11 protein-coding genes are annotated in these 19437 nt (G+C 74.1%); all 11 read left to right on the top strand.

Features of this window, described 5'->3' with window-relative positions:
* Positions 1–121: 121 nt before the first annotated feature.
* The gene (eccCa, locus tag ACGFT1_RS27435) at positions 122–4072 is read left to right on the top strand and encodes a type VII secretion protein EccCa (protein ID WP_373911661.1); all 3951 of its coding nucleotides are present in this window, start codon (positions 122–124) and stop codon (positions 4070–4072) included.
* A gap of 70 nt (positions 4073–4142) precedes the next feature.
* Positions 4143–5534, top strand: a complete 1392-nt coding sequence (eccD, locus tag ACGFT1_RS27430) for a type VII secretion integral membrane protein EccD (protein ID WP_373911660.1) — start codon at positions 4143–4145, stop codon at positions 5532–5534.
* Between the two features lie 9 nt (positions 5535–5543).
* Positions 5544–6947: a type VII secretion protein EccB gene (gene eccB, locus ACGFT1_RS27425; protein WP_373911659.1), complete on the top strand. Its 1404-nt coding sequence runs from the start codon at positions 5544–5546 to the stop codon at positions 6945–6947.
* Positions 6947–9895 (top strand): hypothetical protein, encoded by a 2949-nt coding sequence (locus ACGFT1_RS27420; protein ID WP_373911658.1) that lies wholly within the window; start codon positions 6947–6949, stop codon positions 9893–9895. Before eccB ends, ACGFT1_RS27420 begins: the two co-directional genes overlap by 1 nt.
* Positions 9892–13218, top strand: coding sequence for a right-handed parallel beta-helix repeat-containing protein (locus ACGFT1_RS27415; protein WP_373911657.1), 3327 nt, complete (start codon positions 9892–9894; stop codon positions 13216–13218). The genes ACGFT1_RS27420 and ACGFT1_RS27415 overlap by 4 nt, the downstream gene beginning before the upstream one ends.
* A 363-nt stretch (positions 13219–13581) precedes the next feature.
* The gene (locus ACGFT1_RS27410; protein ID WP_373911656.1) at positions 13582–13821 is read left to right on the top strand and encodes a hypothetical protein; all 240 of its coding nucleotides are present in this window, start codon (positions 13582–13584) and stop codon (positions 13819–13821) included.
* Positions 13822–13902: 81 nt separating this feature from the next.
* Positions 13903–14196 (top strand): hypothetical protein, encoded by a 294-nt coding sequence (locus tag ACGFT1_RS27405; protein ID WP_373911655.1) that lies wholly within the window; start codon positions 13903–13905, stop codon positions 14194–14196.
* 2 nt (positions 14197–14198) lie between these two features.
* Positions 14199–14834, top strand: coding sequence for a hypothetical protein (locus ACGFT1_RS27400; RefSeq protein WP_373911654.1), 636 nt, complete (start codon positions 14199–14201; stop codon positions 14832–14834).
* A 143-nt stretch (positions 14835–14977) separates the two neighbouring features.
* On the top strand, positions 14978–17959 hold the full coding sequence (locus ACGFT1_RS27395) for a hypothetical protein (RefSeq protein WP_373911653.1): 2982 nt from the start codon (positions 14978–14980) through the stop codon (positions 17957–17959).
* Positions 17960–18084: 125 nt separating this feature from the next.
* Positions 18085–18684, top strand: coding sequence for a type VII secretion system-associated protein (locus ACGFT1_RS27390; protein WP_373911652.1), 600 nt, complete (start codon positions 18085–18087; stop codon positions 18682–18684).
* 177 nt (positions 18685–18861) lie between these two features.
* Positions 18862–19332: a YbaB/EbfC family nucleoid-associated protein gene (locus ACGFT1_RS27385; protein ID WP_373911651.1), complete on the top strand. Its 471-nt coding sequence runs from the start codon at positions 18862–18864 to the stop codon at positions 19330–19332.
* The last annotated feature ends 105 nt before the right edge of the window (positions 19333–19437 follow it).

The raw sequence follows: 19437 nt of genomic DNA, 5'->3' as shown, positions 1-19437 counted from the left end.
TCTCCCGTCCGAGAGGCGGGCGGCACGACAGGGCTCCTCCTCACCGGTCGGCCCCGGTGGGTGCCCGTCACCCGTTCGCCCGTCCCCCCGCACGAGGTCTCGCCGGCTGGAGATCCACCTGATGAACACCATCGTTGTCAAGCGCCCACCGCGAGCAACGGGACCCCAGACGCCGGAAGGCCAGATCGAGCTGGCCCAGCCGCCGGTGCTCGGCGAACCGGCCATGGCCGACCTCGGTTCCGTCGTCGTCATGCTGCCCATGGGCATCGGCGCCGGGGCGATGGGCATGATGTTCGTCGTCGGCGGCTCCGCGACGACGTACATGATGTCCGGGATGATGGGCGTCGCGATGATGTCCATGGGCCTCGGCCAGCTCGGCCGGTCGGGCCTCGAACGCAAACGGCGGATGCGGGCGGAACGCCGCGACTACATGCGCTACCTGGCCCAGTTGCGCGGACAGGTCCGGGAGGCCGCCGCGGCACAGGTCACCGCGGCCGTGTACGACAACCCCTCGCCCCGGCAGCTGTGGTCGCTGGTCCAGGGCTCCCGGGTGTGGGAACGCCGGGCCGCCCACGACGACTTCGCCAAGGTCCGCATCGGACTCGGCACCCGGCGTGCCGCTCTGGAGCTCGTCCCGCCGCAGACCAAGCCCGTCGAGGACCTCGATCCGCTCACCGCCATCTCGCTGCGCCGCTTCACCGAGGCGTTCCAGACCGTGCCGGGCATGCCGATCCCCGTGGCCCTGCGCAGCTTCACCAGCGTGGAGTTCGCCGGGGACATCGATGACGCCCTGGACCTGGTGCGGGCCATGCTCGGGCAGCTGACCGCCCTGCACTCGCCCGACGAGCTGCGTGTCGCCGTCCTGTGCGACCGGCGGGACCGGGACGACTGGGAGTGGGTGAAGTGGCTGCCCCACAACGCCCACCCCCGGGAACGGGACCAGGCCGGTCCGCTGCGCCTGGTGGCCACCGACCACGGTGAACTGATCGACCTGCTCGGCCCGGACGTCCTCGACCGAGGAGACCACGATCCCCGGGCCACTCCCAGCGCCGCCGAGCCCTTCATGGTGGTCGTCGCCCACCGTGCGCAACTCCCCTCCGACTCGCGCCTGCTGGGCAACGGGCTGCGCAACACCGTCCTGCTCGACCTCACGGGAGCCATGCCGGGCGGCCCTTCCGTCCTGCGCCTGACCGCGGAGAACGGCACCGTCTCCTTCCCGGTCGGTGACGACGCGCGGGCTCGGGCCGAAGCGGACGCGCTCAGCCTGGACGGAGCCGAGAACCTGGCCCGGCTGCTGGCCCCCATGCGCACCGGCGGCACCATCGACCTGACGGACAACCCGTTCGAGTCGAACTTCGAACTGACCGCGCTGCTCGGCATCCGCGACCCGCGCGCCTACGACGTGGCCGCCCAGTGGCGGCGCCGCGCCGACCAGGCGGCGCGGCTGCGCGTGCCCGTCGGGGTCACCGAGGACGGCGAGGTGGTCGAACTCGACCTGAAGGAGTCCGCCCAGGCCGGTATGGGCCCGCACGGCATGATGATCGGTGCGACCGGCTCCGGCAAGAGCGAACTGCTGCGCACCCTCGTCATCGGCCTGGCGGCCACCCACTCCTCCGAGATCCTGAACTTCGTCCTGGTCGACTTCAAGGGCGGCGCGACGTTCCTCAACATGGAACGGCTGCCGCACACCTCGGCCGTCATCACCAACCTCGCCGACGAACTGCCGCTGGTGGACCGCATGCAGGACTCCATCAACGGTGAGCTGGTACGCCGTCAGGAACTGCTCAGGTCCAGCGGGTACGCCTCGCTGTACGAGTACGAGAAGGCCCGGCTGGCCGGTGCCCCCCTGGCGCCGCTGCCCTCGCTGCTGGTCATCGTCGACGAGTTCTCCGAACTGCTTGCCAGCAAGCCGGATTTCGTGGACCTGTTCGTCACCATCGGCCGTGTGGGGCGCAGCCTCGGCGTGCATCTGCTGCTGGCGTCGCAGCGGCTGGACGAGGGACGCATCCACCGCGTCGAAGGGCACCTGTCCTACCGCATCGCGCTGCGCACCTTCTCCTCCATGGAGTCCCGCAGCGTCATCGGTGTCGCCGGGGCGTACGAGCTGCCCTCCACGCCCGGCAACGGCTACCTCCGGGTGGACACCACCAACCTGGTGCGCTTCAAGGCCGCCTACGTCTCCGGCCCCTGCCCGGAGGCACCCGCCACTGGTCCGGCGCATGAGCCCACGGCGGCGACGCCCGGCGAACTCGTGGACTTCGGCCTCGACCAGCAGCGGCCCGTACCCGGCGCGCAGGAGCCGGCCGAGACCCGCCCGGAGCCCGAGCCCGCCGCCCAGCCGGAGAGCGACGAGAGCCTCCTGGACGTCCTCATCGAACGGCTCACGGACGCCGGCCCGCCCGCCCGGCAGGTCTGGCTGCCGCCGCTCGCCGAGTCGCCCAGCCTGGACCAGCTGCTGCCCGGCATCGTCCCCGACCCGGTGCGCGGCATGACCGCCGAGTCCCCCGACCTGGGCAGCCTCCGGGTGCCGCTCGGCATGGTCGACCGACCGCACGAGCAGGTCCGCGAACTCCTCGTCGCCGACCTCTCCGCAGCGGGCGGGCACGTGGGCGTGGTCGGCGCCCCGCAGACCGGCAAGTCCGCGCTGCTGCGCACCCTGATGCTGTCGCTGGCGCTCACCCACACTCCCGAGGAGGTGCAGTTCTACTGCCTGGACCTCAGCGGCGGCGGTCTGGTCTCCACCGCCGGCCTCCCGCACGTCGGCTCGGTCGCCACCCGGCTGGAGCGCGACAAGGTGCTGCGCAGCGTCGAAGAGATCGCCCAGCTCCTGGAACGCCGCGAGCAGATCTTCACCGCGCACGGCGTCGAGTCGATGGCGGCCTACCGCGAACTCCGGCGCGCCGGCGGGGCCGACGACCCCCACGGGGACGTCTTCCTGGTCGTGGACGGCTGGGGGACGCTGCGCCAGGAGTACGAGGACCTCGACGACCGCATCACCTCCATCGCCGCGCGCGGCCTGTCCTTCGGCGTCCACGTCGTGGTGTCCGCGGTCCGCTGGTCGGAGATCCGCAACAAGCTGCGCGACCTGCTCGGCACCAAGTTCGAGCTGCGGCTCGGCGACACCATGGAATCCGAGGTCGGCGCCCGCCAGGCCGCGGGCGTCCCCCAGCAGCCCGGCCGCGGCCTGACCTCCTCCGGCCACCACTTCCTGTCCGCGCTGCCCCGGCTGGACAGCTCGTCGGCCACCGACGACCTCACCGCCGCCACCAAGATCGCCGCCGCCGAGATCGGAACCTTCTGGACCGGGCGCACCGCTCCGGGCGTACGGCTCCTGCCCAGCACCCTGCCCGCCGACCGGCTTCCCCCGCCCGAAGGGGACCTGCGTGTCTGCCTGGGCTGGGACGAACAGCGTCTGCAGCCGGTCTGGCACGACTTCTCCGCCCACGCGAGCCTGCTCGTCTTCGGCGACGGCGAGACCGGCAAGACCAACGCCCTGCGTCTGATCGCCCGGGCGATCACCACCCGTTTCTCACCCGGCGAGGCCCGGATCCTGCTCGGCGACCCCGAGCGCGGACTCCTCGCCGACGTGCCCGAGGAATACCGTGCCGGGTACACCGTCGACGCCGAAGGGCTGCGGGAACTCGCCCAGAGCGTGGTGGTGACCATGAGCAAGCGGCTGCCCGGCGCCGGTGTCTCGCCCGAGCAACTGGCCCAACGGGACTGGTGGCAGGGGCCACGGCTGTTCATCCTGCTCGACGACTACGACCTGTTGGTCGCCAGCAGCCTGGACAGCCCCACCACCCCGCTCGTTCCGCTGCTGGCCCAGGGAGCCCACATCGGCATGCACCTGATCATCGCGCGCTCCACCTCGAGCGCCATGCGCGCCATGATGGAACCGCTGCTGCGCCGGGTGTGGGAACTCGGCAACCCGGCCCTGGTGCTCTCCTACCCCAAGGAGGAGGGCAAGTTCATCGGCGAGGCCAGGCCGCGCACCCTCGTACCCGGCCGCGCCCAGCTGGTCACCCGGCGCGACGTCCGGCTCGTCCAGACCGGTCTGGTGGACGACGCCTGACCGCTCCTCCGGCGGACCGGACCCCGCCGCACCGCCACCGCCCAGGCCGTCCCTCAGGAGTCCCAGCCCCATGTCCCTCTCCAGCATCATGCCGGACCTCGACGGTACGGCCGTCTGCCGGATCACCGTCGTCGGGCCCGAGAGCCGCGCCGACCTGGGCGTGCCCGCCAACGTCACCCTCGGCACGCTGCTGCCGGTCCTCACCGCGCGGCTAGCTCCCGACGGCGCGCCCGCCGGCGGATACGTCCTCCAGTCCCTGGGCGAGGAGCCGCTGGACCCCGACGACACCGCCGACTCCGCGGGCCTGCGCGACGGCGACATCCTCCACCTGCGCCCGGTGGAGGAAGTCCTGCCACCGCTCGTCTTCGACGACATCGCCGACGGCGTCGCCACGGTCGTCGGCTCCCGCTCCGACCGCTGGCGGCCCGAGCTGACCCGGCGCCTCTTCCTCGCCCTGGCCTGTCTCGCGCTGACGGTGCTCGCCCTGTTCACCCTGGCCGCCGAGCCCGGCGCAGCCGCGGCAGCGCAGTCGGGCGCCGTGGCCGTGGCCCTGCTCACCGGATGCCTTGTGGCGGCCCGGTCCGGCGCCGACGCGGCGACGGTGCTGGTGACCGGGGTGGCAGGCTGGGCGTTCGCCGCGGCGGCCGGCCTGACCCCCTGGCGCGGCGCGACCGCGCTCCTGGCGCCGACGGGGCACGAACTCCTCGTCGGCGCCGCCTGCGCGGCCGTGGCCGCCACCGCGCTGCTGCTCTCCGGCAAGGTGTCCGTCCGGGTGTTCGGCGCGCTGCTGACGGTGGCGGTCGCCGCCGAGGCCGGCTCACTGCTCCGTCTCGACCTGGACTGGTCCGCGACCACCGCCTGTTCGGTGGTCGCCGTCACCATGTTCGTGCTCAGCACCGTCGCGCCCCGGCTCTTCCTGCGCCTGGCCGGACTGCGCGTGCCCCAGCTGCCGCGCAACGCGGACGAACTCCAGGAAGACATCGAGCCCGTCACGGAACCGGCCGTCGCGCGCCGGGTCGCCGCCGCCGACGCCCATCTCACGCTCTTCACCGTCGGCGCGTCCGTGGTCTACGCCCTGGACCTCGTGCTCCTGACCCGCCGCTCCGGCTGGTCGGACTGGCTGCTCGCCCTGACGCTCGCCGCCGCCGTGACCCTGCGCTCCCGCAGCGTCACCGAGATCTGGCAGCGCGTCTCACTGGCCCTCGCCGGGACGCTCGGCCTCATCCTCGCCGTCGCCTGGCTGCTGGTGCCCGGCGGTCCCCAGGCCCGGGCCGTGCTGGCCGTGCTCCTGCTCGCCGCGGTGGCGGCGCTGCTCGCCGCACGGCACCTGCGCACCCTGCGCCTGCTGCCGATCTGGGGTCACACCGCCGACATCCTGGAGACGGTCACCGCCGTCGCCCTCATCCCCCTGCTCCTCCAAGTGCTGCACGTCTACTGGTACTTCCGTACCCTGGCCGGCTGAGAGGACCCCGTGCAAAGCCGTCGTGACCACGTCCACGCCTACCAGTTCGCCACCGGAAGACTCGCGGCGGCACTGGTGACGGGAGAACCCGCCACGGGGGAGCCGCCGGCCCGGCGGAGCGTCCTCGGCGTGGTGCTCGGGGTGCTCCTCGCCGTCCTCACCTGTGCCGGATTCGCCGTCTACGGGCTGATCAAACCGGGCGGCAACACGGCTTGGGCCAGACCGCACGCCATCGTCGTGGAGAAGGAGACCGGGACCCGCTTCCTCTACGTCGACGGCGTCCTGCACCCGGTGGTCAACTACGCCTCCGCGCTGCTGGGCGCCGCCGGCGGGGGCGGCGGCAGCGACGTGCACACCGTCTCCCGCAACTCGCTGGCCGGCGTGCGCCGCGGCACCGAGATCGGCATCCCCGCCGCTCCGGACTCCGTACCCCAGGCCGCGGCGCTGCTGAGCGGTGACTGGACCCGGTGCCTGACGCCGGGCCGCAACAAGGGCGAGACGCTGGACTTCGCGCCCGACGACTCGCCCGCGGCCCGTGCCCCGGTGACCGGCCGGCGCGCCCTGCTGCGCGCCACCGACGGCACCGAGTACCTGCTGTGGAACGGCGTCCGGTACCGCCTCGGCGACCGGTCCACCCTCATCGCGCTGCAACTGGACAGCCAGGACCCCCTCCCCGCCCCCGACGGCTGGCTCGCGGCGCTGCCCGCAGGCCCGACCGTGAACGCCGCCGGCCTGCCCGGCCGCGGTAAGCAGGGCCCCCGTGTCGGCGACCGCCCGGCCCGTGTCGGCGACGTGTTCACCTCCGCCGCGGACGGCAAGGGCGCCACCCAGTTCTACGTACTGCGCACCGACGGCCTGGCCCCGCTGACCCGTACCGAGTTCCAGCTGCTCGCGACCAGCGAGGGCGCGGCCGAACCCCGCGAGGTCACTCCCCGGGACATCGCCGCCGTCGGCGGGTCGGCCGACCGTTCCCTGCTGCACCGGCTGCCCGACTTCCTCGCGGGCCCCGTCCTGCGTCCGGGCGGATCGGCCCTGTGCCTGCGCCAGCGCGTCACGGGCGGTACCAGGGTCCGCACCGCGGTGACCCTCGAGGAGCGGCCCGCCGCGACGGCACCGCCCGTCGACGTCCCCGTCGGCCACGGACTGCTGGTCCAGGCCCTCCCGCTGCCGCCGCGCGGCGTCACCCCGCAGCTGTACCTGGTCACCGAACTGGGCGTGAAGTACCCGCTCGCGGACCAGGACACGCTCTCCGCACTCGGCTTCGGCGGCGGGCAGGCGCGCACCGTGCCCCGGGCCGTCCTCGACCTCCTGCCCACCGGCCCGGCGCTGTCCCGCACCGCCGCCCTCGCGACCGTGCCCGCCAACCCCTCCGCCACCCCCGCACCGTCCGCCACCGCCTCGAAGGGCCGCTGATGGCACTGGTGGTCCGGCTGCGCCGGGACGCGGAGGCACCCGACCTGGACACCCGCCGGGTCGGCCACGCAGTGCTGATCCACTCCAAGGGCGAGCCGAGCGCACAGGCCGTCGCCTTCGCCGGGGGGCTGCCCGCCGACGCCGACCACCAGGTCGTCGTCCTCGATCTGCCCACCGATCCCGGCGACGCCGTCTGGACGGCCGTCGCCCGGCTGCTGGGCCGCGGCCACCCCGGCGGCTACCGCCTGATCACAGGCCACCCGCTGCCCGGCGGGATCGTGCCCGTCGGACAATGGCTCGCCGACCGGCTCGACCGCGCGGTCGTCGTGGCCGACGGCGCGATGGTCCCGGCGGCGGGCGGCGTGCTGTACATCCCCGCCGACCGCGGACCGGGATGGGTACGGCTGCTGCCGCGCCGGCCGCCCACCCCCGTCTCACGCCGCTTCCCCGAACCTGCCTGGGAGTTCACCGTCTCCGACCGGACCTGGCGGACCAGCGACCACGCGGTGGTCGATCCGCTGCCCAGCGGGGTGTGGCTGCACGGCGACGGTCCCGAGGACGCGCACTCCCCCCACCGCGGCCTGCTGGTGTCCCGGCTGGCGTACCGGCCCGACCTGCTGACCGTGGTCCTCGGCTGCCCGGGCGGGGACGCCCTGTCGCTGGACGACGTGTCACGGTTCTGGCGCTCGCTGCTGCCCGGCGTCCGCGATCTGGTGCGGTTCGTGGCCTACGGCCCCCTGGCGGTACCGGACGGCCCCGGACCCGGCCAGGCCCTGGCCGACCGGCTCGACGTCCCCGTGACCTTCGACAACGGCCTGCCGGTGAGCCACACCCCGGGGGACGCCCCCGAGGTGCACGCGCTGGACGCCGACGGCTCTCCCGGCTGGGCAACCTTCGCCCGGCAACTGCGCTTCACCCCGGCCCGGTCGACCGGCGGGCGGCCCACCGAGCCCGTGGTGGTCGGCCACCGGCCCGTGTTCGGCGACCTCCCGGAGACAGCGCCGGGCCGCTACCGGTACGACGGGGCCGTGCTGGAGGTGGTGCCCAGCGGACTGTGGCTGCGTCCGTCGGAGGAACCGGACGAGGCGGCGGTCATCCGCTCGGCCGCGCCGTCCGCCCGGCACGTCGACGTCGTCTTCGGCACCACCGCGCACGGCGGCGGCCGTATGCGCGAACTCGCCGAGCGTCTGCTGGAACGGCTCGACCCCGCGCTGCGCGCCCTGGCCAGACTGGTACCCGCGGCGCAGATGGTGCGGCAGGCGGCGCCGCGTGAACCGACCGCGCCCCGTGCCGCCGAGGCCGGGACGGGTGAGGGCACGGTGCCGTTCCCGGGCTGGTACGGCACCGCGGCGCCCGGCTCCGCGGCCGGTCCGGTGCCCGCTCGGCCCGCCTTCCCGGACGGGGCACCGGCGACGGCTCCGGGGCCGGAGGGCACCGGCCCGCGGGTCCGGCTGGCGACCGCCGCACCGGACCTCGGCGACCCGTCCGCCGAGCGGGCCCCCGGGACGGCCACGGCCGAAGACACCCCGGCGCAGGCGGCCCCGGCCGGGGTGGCGGCGGCCGGGGGCACGGCGAACGGCACGGCGGCGGGTGCGGCCGGCGCCGAGCCGTACGGTCCCGGCCGTGCGGGGGACGTCACCTCCCACTCCCGCCCGGACGGGGGCGGTGCCCCCGCGCCCGCCGGTGCCACGGAGCCCGCCGCCCCGGGCCCGCCGCCCCGTCCCTCCGAACCCGCCGGTGCGGCACAGGACGGCGCACCGCCCCCCGGGCGGGCCGCCCGCCCCCTGCCCCCCGGGCCGCCGCTCCCCTCGGTCCGGCTGGTCTCGGCCCCCGGGCTGCCCGCCCCCGGCGCGGTGCGCGAGTCCGCCGGCGTGGACGGCGAGGCATCCGGCACCCCCGTCACCGGCCGGCCGGACGAGGGCGGCGAAGGGCACACCCGGGCCACCCCCGTCCCGTCGCCGGCGGCACCCGAGCCGTCCGCCGACGGCGCCGCCCGCACCGCAGCCGTACTCCCGGCCCCGCCCGCCGTGGCCGGGGCCCCGGAGCGGACCGCGGCCACGGAACCGGCGGCGGGCGGTGAGCGACCGGCGCCCGGGACCGGGCCCGGTTCCCGTGTCCAGGCCGTACCGAGCCCGGCCGCCTGCGCGGTCCCGCCCCGCAAGGGCATCGCCCGGGAACGCGAGTGGATGCGCAACGCCTTCCGGCAGCAGTACAACGACGGCGCCGGCGCCGTCGCCCGCCTCCTCTCCGAGTCACCGGGACTGCGCGGGACCGTCCAGACCCCCACCGAGGACATCCTCACCGACCTGGTGGCCGCCCGCCTCTACCTGCGCGGCGACAGCGCCCTGCTGGACCGTCAGATCCGCGAGGCCACCGTCGGGCCGCACGTGCCGCTCGCCCGCTGCGTGGCCGCCGGACTGCGCAGGCTGCCCTCCTACCGGGGCGCCACCGTCCTGCGCGCCGGCCTGGGCGGCGCCGAGTGGGACTGGTACCGGCGCCGTACCCTCGTCACCGAATGGGCGTTCTGCTGGGCGCTCACCGCCGCCGCGCCGGAGATCCCCGGCGACGCCGACATCCTGATCTGGTCGATGACCGCGCGCCGGACCGCCCTGCTCGACCCGGACCAGCCGTCCCGCGTGCTGTTCCTGCCCGGCACGACCTTCAAGGTGCTGGCGGTCCGTGACGGCGACCGGCGGGCCGTGCTGCTGCGCGAACTGTCCGCGTCGGAGATCTCCGCCGACGGCCGGGTCGACACCGCACGCACGGCACTGGACGACATGGCCCTGTCGGGGCTGGAACAGGCGGACCGCACCTGGCAGGCGGGCGAACCCGAGGCGGCCCCCCACCCGTCGCCCGAGCAGGCCGCCCGGTTCACCGCCCCGCCCGGACTCATCCTTGCCCCACCCCCCGCCCCACCAGCCCCACCCGGAAAGAGGACAACACCATGAGCCGGCAGATGCTGCTGGTCTCCCAGGACGGCTCCGCGCCCTACCGCACCATCGGGCAGGCCCTGGCCGACGCCGACGACGGCGCCCTCATCACCATCTCCGCGGGCACCTACCGCGAGGCCCTCGTCATCGACCGGGTCGTCACCCTGGCGGCGGGCTCCGAACCGGGCGGCGTCCGCGTCGACGGCGGCACCGCCAGCGCGGTGGTGATCGCCGCCGAGGCGGCCCAGCTCAACGGTCTCGCCCTGGAGGGCGGCAGCGAGCAGATACCCGTCGTCGAGGTGCGCCACGGCGAGGCGTCCCTCCAGCAGTGCACGGTCTCCGGAAACGCCTGGGCCGGGATTCTCGCCTGGCAGCGGGGCACCCTCATCGCCCGCGCGTGCCGGGTGACGGGAGCCGGCGGAGCGGGCATCGTGGTGACATCGTCCGGCGCCAATGTGGTGGAACAGACCACGGTGGCCCGGACCGCGTCCTCCGCGATCGTGGTGGCCGAACGCGGACGACTGACCGTGCGCGACTGCCGCCTGGAGGAGCCCGGCGGCAACGGCGTCTGCGTCAACGGAAGCGCCCGTGCCGTCATCGAGACCACCGACATCACCGCCAGCGCGCAACCCGCGCTGGTCGCCGAGCAGGGCGGCAGTGCCGAGATGCGCGCGGTCACCGTGAACGCCAGCGCGGGACTCGACGCCTACCTCACCAGCCGTGGCGAGGTCGTCCTCACCGACTGCGTGTTCACCGGCTCCGGCGCCGAGTCCGTGCTCGTCGGCGGCGGCTCGGCCCCGGTACTGCGCGGCTGCTCGATGACAGGTGCCGCCCGCACCGGCGTGCGGATCACCGAGTCCTCCAAGCCGTACCTGGAGGGCTGCCAGGTGTCCGGCTCACCCGTCGGCATCCGAGTGGACGGCGGCAGCGGCGCCGTGCTGCGGTCGGTGCGGGTGAGTGATGCCGGCGGCGAAGGACTGGTCGCCGACGGAGCCACCGTGGACGGTGAGCGGCTGTCGCTCTCCGGCGCCACCGGCGTACGTCTGGCCGGCGGAGCCGAGCTGGCGCTGCGCGACACCGAGGTGGCGGCCGGGTCCGGCCCGGCCGTCGACGTCCGTGAGGGCGCGACCGCCCGGCTCACCGGTGTGCGCCTCGGCGCCTCGGGCGCGCCGGGCCTGGCGGTCACCGGGGCCGTCGCCGTCGCCGAGGGGTGTGTCCTGCGCGACTGCGGGGTGCTCGTCGCGACCGACGCGCGGGCGGAGCTGAAGGACACGGAGGTGGTCGCGTCGGACGCGGACGGCGTCCGCGTCGCGGGCGGCGGCGACCTCACGGCCGTCGGCTGCCGGGTCCACGGCGCCCACGGCCACGGAGTGCACATCCAGGCCGGCGGTCGCGCCGGCCTCGCCCACTGCGTGGTCTTCGACAACACCGGGGACGGTATCCGCACCAACACCGAGGAACCGGTGCGGATCGACGATTGCGAAATAAGGGACAACGGCGGCCAGGCACTCCACCAGCTGCGCTCCAACTCCCGGTTCGACGCGGTGAACGTGACCGGGACGGACGAGGGCGGGAGCGCGGCACCCGAGGCCGGGCACCGGTGGTCGGACACCGGGAACGCTCCCGGCCGGGACGGGCGGCCCGCCGCGCGCCACGCCGGCACCGGTCCGCTGGCCGAAATGGACGCGCTCGTCGGCCTGGAGAGCGTCAAACAGGAGGTCACCGGCCTCATCAACCTCAACAAGATGGCCCGGCGGCGCGAGGAGATGGGCCTGCCCATGCCGCCGATGAGCCGGCACCTGGTGTTCGCCGGCCCACCCGGCACCGGCAAGACCACCGTGGCCCGCCTCTACGGCGCCGTCCTCGCCGAACTCGGCATTCTCGCCCAGGGACACATGGTGGAGGTGTCCCGCGCCGACCTGGTCGCACAGATCATCGGCGGAACGGCCATCAAGACCACGGAGGTCTTCAACAGGGCTCTGGGCGGTGTGCTGTTCATCGACGAGGCGTACACCCTGACCAATCAGTCCAAGGGAACCGGCCCGGACTTCGGTCAGGAGGCCGTCGAAACCCTCATGAAGCTCATGGAGGACCACCGCGACGAGGTCGTGGTGATCGCCGCCGGCTACTCGGAGCACATGGACCAGTTCCTGGCCTCCAACCCCGGTATGGCCTCGCGCTTCTCCCGCACGGTGGAGTTCCCCAACTACACGGTCGAGGAACTGGTCACCATCGTGCAGGGCCTGTGCGCCAAGCACCAGTACGAACTCACCGACGGAGCCCGGGACGCGGTGAGTCACTACTTCGGGCACATCCCTAAGGGGCCCACGTTCGGCAACGGCCGGGTGGCCCGCCAGGTCTTCGAAACGATGATCAACAGACAGGCGTCCCGGCTCGCCGCCTCCCAGCCGGGCAGCGACTCCGAGCTGAGCCGGCTCACCGAGGCCGATGTCGAGACGGTGCCCGAAGCCCCGGCGCGCCCGGACGAGAACGCCGCGGCGGCCGTGGGCGCGGTGCCGGGCCAGGCCCCGCCCGACGCCGCGCCCGGCCGCGGCGTCGCCCGCATCGCCGGGCTCGTCGGCCTCGACGACGTGCGCCGCGCGCTCCACGACCGCCTGGCCGCACTGGTGCCGCTGCGGCGGGCCGGCGAGCCGCTGGCCGGACGGGCCAACCTGGTGTTCGCCGGCCCGGAGGGCAGCGGCCGTGACGCGGTGGCGGTGCTGTACGCACGGGCGCTCGCCGAACTCGGCCTGCTGCCCACCGGTACGGTGCACCGGACGCTGATGTCGGCCTGGCCGGCCCGCTGGCCCGGCCAGGCCGAGGCCAACGTGCTGACCGCGTTCGACGAGGCGGCGGGGGGCGTACTGGTGCTGGAACTCGACGAGTTCTTCGAAGCCCGCACCCTCCCCGAACGCACCGCGCTGGTCACCGCGGTAGGGGAGAGGGCCGCTTCACAGGACGACGTGGTGCTGATCCTCTCCGGCGGACCGGGGCCGCTGGCCGGCTTCCTGGGCAGCGCGCCGGGAACCGGCCTCGCCGGCGCCTTCGCCGGGCGGGTCGACTTCGCGCCCTACTCGCCCGGAGAACTGGCGCTGCTGGCCGTGACGCGGCTGACGGCGACCGGGCTGGAGGCCGGGGACGGGATGCTGGAGGCCCTGGCCGAGCACTTCACCCGGAATCCCGCCGCGCGGGGGGCCTTCGACGCGCACGCCGTCGCCGACCGGCTGGCCGATCTGGCGGTCTCGCGCGTACTGCGCGGTACCGACGTGTCCGACCTGCTCGCATCGCTCGACGAGGACGCCCTGGACGACGCCCGGGAGACGACGACGGTCCTCGCGTAGGCGGTGTCGTCCACCTCCCGTCGTCCGCCCGCAGGGCGGGCGCCGCCGAGCGGGCGGGAGGCCGGCGACACGGACCGGCGGCCGGCCGGAGGCCCGCAGGCCCGGCGCCCAGGGCACCGCACCGCCGGAGCGCACGGGCAGAGAGCCTGTCCCAGCGGGCAGGGCAGCCACCTGTCACTGTGCTTCGGGCCCGATGGCGAACAGGATGGAAACACGCGGGCGATGAGCCTCGCGACACTCTCGAGCTGACTGGAGGGAATCGGTATGGCATCGTCCACCGAGGCCGTAGACCTACTCGGAATGAAGCAGTCTGCACAGGTCCACCTGCAGACTTTGGAAAGCCACAGAGTGTCCTTCGCGCGGATGAGGGAGCTGGCCAGCAGGGCGGAGCAGGGGTGGACAGGCGAGGCCGGCGCCTCTTTCCAGACGGCCCTCGAAGGGTGGATGAACAACTACAGCAAGGTCGGCTCGGTCCTCGACGCGATGCACCAGCGCATCATCGGAACGGGGAACGCCCACACCCAGGCGCACCAGGCGACCACGCAGACCACGGCCACGCTGGCCAGCGGGAGCGTCGAGCCCGTCAAGCTCATGGGCTTCTGAGCGGCGCGTCCCACCAGCTCTCGCGCGGTGCCGCCGACGCACCCATAGGGGCACTGCGCGCTATCCATCGAGGAGAGACACATGGCCGAGACCTATGCGGTCGACTGGCAGGCCTTCAACGAGACCCTGACTCAGTTGAGCACTGTACAGAAAGAGATCAACGAGCTCAACGACGCGTTCGCCGGCGGCAACACCAAGGCGCTCGAAGGCTGGGTCAGCGAGGTCAAGGAGTTGTTCGACCAGCACAAGATCAATTGGAACCAGACCGTCACCGAGATGCAGGCGCAGGCCGCGGCTGCCCAGAAGGCGGCTGACCAGTGCCGGGAGGAGTACCTGCAGGCCCACAACTACGGCGTCAAGACCTGGGGCGGCTGATCGTGGCAGCCATACCGGTCCGCCCTGACATCCCCAAAGGCAACGACCCCGCTCCGGACCCCGGACCGCCCCAGGCCTGGGACCCCACAACCGTCCACAAGCCGGACACGGTCAACAATCCCAGCAGCGGCGGTGTCCCGGACCCGCCGCCCGTGCCCAAGGGTGGTGAGGGCGGCTCCGGCAAGGAAGCCGTGAACACGGCGTCCATGGACCAGTTCGCCAAGAACATCGCCACTTTGGTGCCGCTCGTCATCGAGGCCCGCAACCGGATGGCGTCCGGCTCGGCCACGATCGTGCTTCCGGGCGCCTTCTACGACGCCTACCAGTTGCGGTCCAGCACCTCGGGCGCCAACGGAGGCGGCGGTCTCCAGCAGCGGTACTACAACGTCCTCGCCGACCTCGCGGAAGGCCTGCAGGACATCAGCGACGGGATGCGGGCGGTCAGCAAGAAGTACACGACGGCCTCCCAGCTCGCCAAGATGAAGACCAGTGAGCTCCAGGACGCGCTGAACGACGCCCTGGCGGACTTCCAGAGACTGGGAACCGAAAGCGGTGCGACCGCCGGCACCACCGGCGGTTCGTCGAGCAGCTCGGGCTCCGGAAGCGGGAACGGCTCCGGTAACGGCAAGACAACGTAGTCGAGGTACCCGCCGCTGCCGGCGGCACCGGACGCCGGTGCCGCCGTCAGTGGCTCAGGCATGGACGTAATCAGCGCTCGGTCCTTCCGCCGTCGTCGTGTTCGCGTGCCGGAGGCCGACGCCCCAGACGAGAGCGCAGGCTTATGCCGGACTACAACCAGGGCGGATTCCACGAGGACGGCAGCGGCATCTACGCCGACCCCACGGTCCAGGGCTCCCCGTCCGACTATGACAGCTGGGACTGGAAGCAGATCATGGCGGCCATCACGGGTGGCTCCGCTCTGGTGCCCGGTGAAGGCGGGGACGGCCGCGCGTCCTCCGTTTCCTCCCCGCAGACCCTGGTGAAGGCGGCGAACGACTTCCAGTACGTCCAGGAAGTCATGGCGATGGTCGCGAAAAGCCTGGCCGACCAGGCCAAAGCCCTGGCCGGAGGCAAGGGCGCGCCCTGGCAGGGCGGGGCTGCGGACGTCTTCATGGACGCGATGACCACCTTCTCCAAGCAGGTCGCCTCGAACGCCCAGGCCCTCGGCGGCGGTTCCACCGGCAGTTCCGTGGCACAGAACCTCGTCTGGAGCGCCAACGCGCTCACCGTCGCCCAGGTCAACATCCATGCCATCGACGCCTGGTACGCCAACCAGGCCGCCCGGCTCGGCGTCAGGCCCATGGCCAACGGCCTCATGCCGATCAGCCAGAAGCCCGAGCTGGTGAAGATGATGACGGACGACATGCGGGCCGAGCTGAAGAAACTCGCCACCAACTACGCCCAGGTCAGCCAGAACCTCGGCCGCGTGCAGCCCAAACCGGTCGTCTCACCGACCAAGGACCCCGGCAGCACCGGCGGCGGCGGCACCGACGACACCAAGTTCCCCACCGGCTCACTCGATCCCAACACGGGCAAGGGTGGCGGTGGCGCGCCCCCACCCGACTTCAGCGAGCTGAACACCGGTGGCGGCGGAGGAGGCGGCACGGGCTCGCCGTCGCCGTTCCCCGGCGGCACATCCCTGGCCGACATGCCCACGACCGGCGGGGGAGGAGCCGGGGACCCAGGCGCGATCGGGGACCCCGGAGGCACCGGAACGATCTCGCCCTTCCCCGGCGGCACCTCGGCCGGGGGGCCCGGATCCGGGGACACCGGCGCCGCGTTGCCCGACCTGACCCTCCCCGACACGGGCACGGGCACGGGCACCGGAGGTACGGGTGGGACGGGGGGCGCCGTGGATCCGTTCACCGGAGGTGCCACGATGCCCGGCCTGCCCACCGGGACCGGTGGCACGGACGGCGGTACCGGCACGGTCGAACCGTTCCCCGGCCCGGCCGGCACCGGTCTGAACGACCTCCTCGATCCGGCCACCGGCTCCGGCTCCGGCTCCGGCATCGGCACCGGCTCCGGCATCGGAACCGGAACCGTCCCGGCCAGTGCCGTCCCCCTGCCCGGCTTCGGCTCGGTGGCCGCACCGACGACGGGCGGCCCAGGTTCCTCGACGGCGGGCCAGGGCCTGGCCGAGCCCGTCACGGCCTGGACCGGCGGCACCCAGCCGCCGGGACTGGAGACCGGCGGCACGGGGAGCACACTTGCGGACACCGGAACGATCGGTACGCCGGACGTCGGGACCGTCGGCGGTACCGGTGCGGCGCCGCTGCCGAGCGACCTCGTGACCGGCGCCCCCGGCCTGGATACGCCCTCCGCGATGCCGTCCTCCAACCTCGTCTCCGCACCGGGCCTGCCCGAGGGATCCGCGTCGGGTGCCGGTGGTGGTGCCGGGATGCCGATGATGCCGATGATGCCTGGTATGGGGGGTTCCGGGGCTGGTGCGCAGGGGGCGGGGGCTGCCGAGCGGCCGGATGCCTCGGGTCTGCTGGGTGGTGAGGTGAAGCCGTGGTCCGGTGGCGCGGAGCTGGGTGCGTTGCCGGAGGTCGAGCCGGTGGGGGGTGCGGCGGCCGGCGGTGCCGGTCTGTCCGGGCTGGACGCGGGTCAGGAGGCCGCTCGGACCCCGGGGGCGGCGTCGCAGCCGTCGTCCGGTGTGCCGGGTGCTGGTGGAACCGCCGGTGCGGCTGCCGGAACGCCGTTCATGCCGATGATGCCGGGCACGGGGGCGGCGGGCGCCGGGGCCGCGGGTGCGTCAGAAGGCGAACGGCCGGACTCCTCGGGGCTGCTGGAGGCGGCGACCGCTCCGTGGACCGGCGACGCGGAAGCGGGCGCGGAGGCGCGAACGGATCCGGTGGCCGGGGCGCCGGCCGGCGGTTCCGCACTGTCGGGTACCGCGTCCACCACGTCGCCGGCGGCCGTGCCGGTGCTGGCCCCGGCGGTGCCGCCGACGGCGCGCAGGGGCACGGACGGCGCGGGTCCGGGTGCCGGCGGGTCCGTGGGTGAGAGCGCCGCGTCCGCGCTGCTGGGCGGATCGGCGGCTGTGTGGTCCCCCGACGACGCGGAGACGGCGACGCCGCCGGCCGCCGCCGCACCGGAACAGGCACGGCCCGCCGTCGCCCCGACCGGTGTTCCGGCCCCGACGGCCGCGCAGGTGGCCGCCGACCCCACCACGGGGCAGGGGGCAGCGGAGGCAACGTCCGGTGAACCGGCGGTGGCCGCCCCGCTGCCGGACCTTCCCGATGACCGTGTCCCCTTGCCGGCGCAGTCCGAGACAGCGGACGACACCGCCACCTGGGACGTGGCGGCGGCCGGCTTCGGCATGCTGATGCTCGCGTTCGCGGGCCAGGGATCGGCCGACGGCGAGCACGGGGAGAACACCTCCGGGTACGCGGTAGCCGCGCCGGACGTCTGGGAGGCGGAGGCCACGAGTGCCGTCCGCGCCGCCGAACGCACGGTGGACCCGGGCACCACCGCGTTCACAGGACCGGAGCTGACCACCTGGCGACCGGCCTCGCGGGCCGCCACGACCGCCCAGGGCCCAGCGGCGGCGGGCATCGCCGACGACGTCGGGATCCGCTGCGGGAACGGGGACGCCGAGCTGCCGGACGAGCCCGAGTCCGAGGCCGCGGGAACCGGGCCCGGAGGGGACGGCGAACAGGAGGACGACGAGGCCGGCGACAAGGGCATGGTCGACCTGCTGACGCAGGACGCCTCGGCCTGGGGCACCCGTCCCGCCGTACCGGACTCCATCGGTTAGGCGCCACCCACCCGATGTGCCCCCCGCCCGTGCCGGACGGCCCGCCGCCGTCCGGCGCGGGCGGATCACCCCGACGTCACTCACCCCCCCCACCGGCCGCCTCGGCCGCCCAGGAGAACGGACCCATGACCGACACCAGCACCGCACCCGCCGCACCTGCCGTCCCGGAACCGCCGGAGGACATCCGGGAGGCCGCACGCCAGGCCCCGGACCACTGGTTCGGAATGGTCGACCCGGCCTGGGACGAGGGGGTGGGACCACCCCCGGACTGGGCCGTCATCGGCCGGTGGCGCGCGGACGCCTCCGGAGAGATCGTCGAGTGGCAGGAGAACGACACCTACCGCCCCTCGCCCGCCGCGCTGGGCTGGGCCCCGCCCACGGATCCGGCGGACCACGCGGTGCAACGGGCCGCCACCGGCTACGGCCGCCCCGAGGATGTCGTGCACGCCCTGGTCGGCAGTGAACTGGCGGTGCACGTCCGCCCGGACGGCGGCGTGGTCACCGCGCTGACACCGGAGGGCACCGCGGTGGTGTCCGCGTTCACCGCCCAGCCCCAGGTGGACGCGGCCGGGCGCCTGGCGTACCGGGTCATGCCCTGCCGGGACGTCGTCGGACTCCTTCCGCCCGGTCATCTGCTCTACCTCAACCCGGCCGGAGCCGTCTCCCTCACCGTGGAGACACAACCGCTCCTCGACGCCCTGTCCGAGGCCGGGGGCGCGGAGTGACCCGCCGCCCCCCACCGGCCCGACGTCTGTTCGGACAAGGCCGGTGTTCGAGCGGGCACGCCTCATGAGCTGCGGTTCTCTCCCGCCCCGGGCCGTGCTTTCGTGAGTGGGCAGAGGCGCTGACCGCCTCATCGTCCCCGGGCCCGCGCCGGGTGCCACCGTCCGAGCGTCCGACCCATGAGGAGTCAGCAGGTGTCCACGCCGTTCGACGAGCAGATCGAGGAACTGCGGGCGGGCTACCAGGCCCAGCTCGCGCAGATCGGTGAACTCCAGAGCCGTATGCGCGAGGTGACGGGCACCGCCACGGCCAAGGCGCAGGCCATGAAGGCCACGGTCGGCCCGCAGGGCGAGGTGCTGTCCGTGGAGTTCCCCACCGGCGCCTACCGCAGCATGGCCCCCAAGGAGCTGGCTGACCTCATCGTCGCCACCGTCCAGGAGGCCAGGGGGAAGGCCACCGCCGCCCTCGCCGAGGTCATGACGCCGCACCTGCCCGAGGGCCTCGACGCGGCACAACTGCTGCGCGGTACGGCTGACGTGGCGCAGCTGATGCCGTCGGAGCCGGCCATGCCGGACGGGGTGCGGGAGTACGTGGACCAGGGTCGTACGGGTCGGCGGGCCGGTGAAGGGCCCCGGATCGCACGCAACTGATCCGTGCCGCCGGCCCGCTCCCGCCCGTGGCCCCGGGCCACGCCCGCGCTCATGGCCGCCGGCCGATCCCACCGACCCGCTTCCTGACCCGTCCGTCCCGAGAGG

Origin of the sequence: Streptomyces sp. Y20 (assembly GCF_043195475.1) — a bacterium.
In the GTDB taxonomy this organism is placed as follows: domain Bacteria; phylum Actinomycetota; class Actinomycetes; order Streptomycetales; family Streptomycetaceae; genus Streptomyces.
Note: the sequence above shows the minus strand (reverse complement) of the source record. Positions and strands in the feature narration are given on the sequence as shown.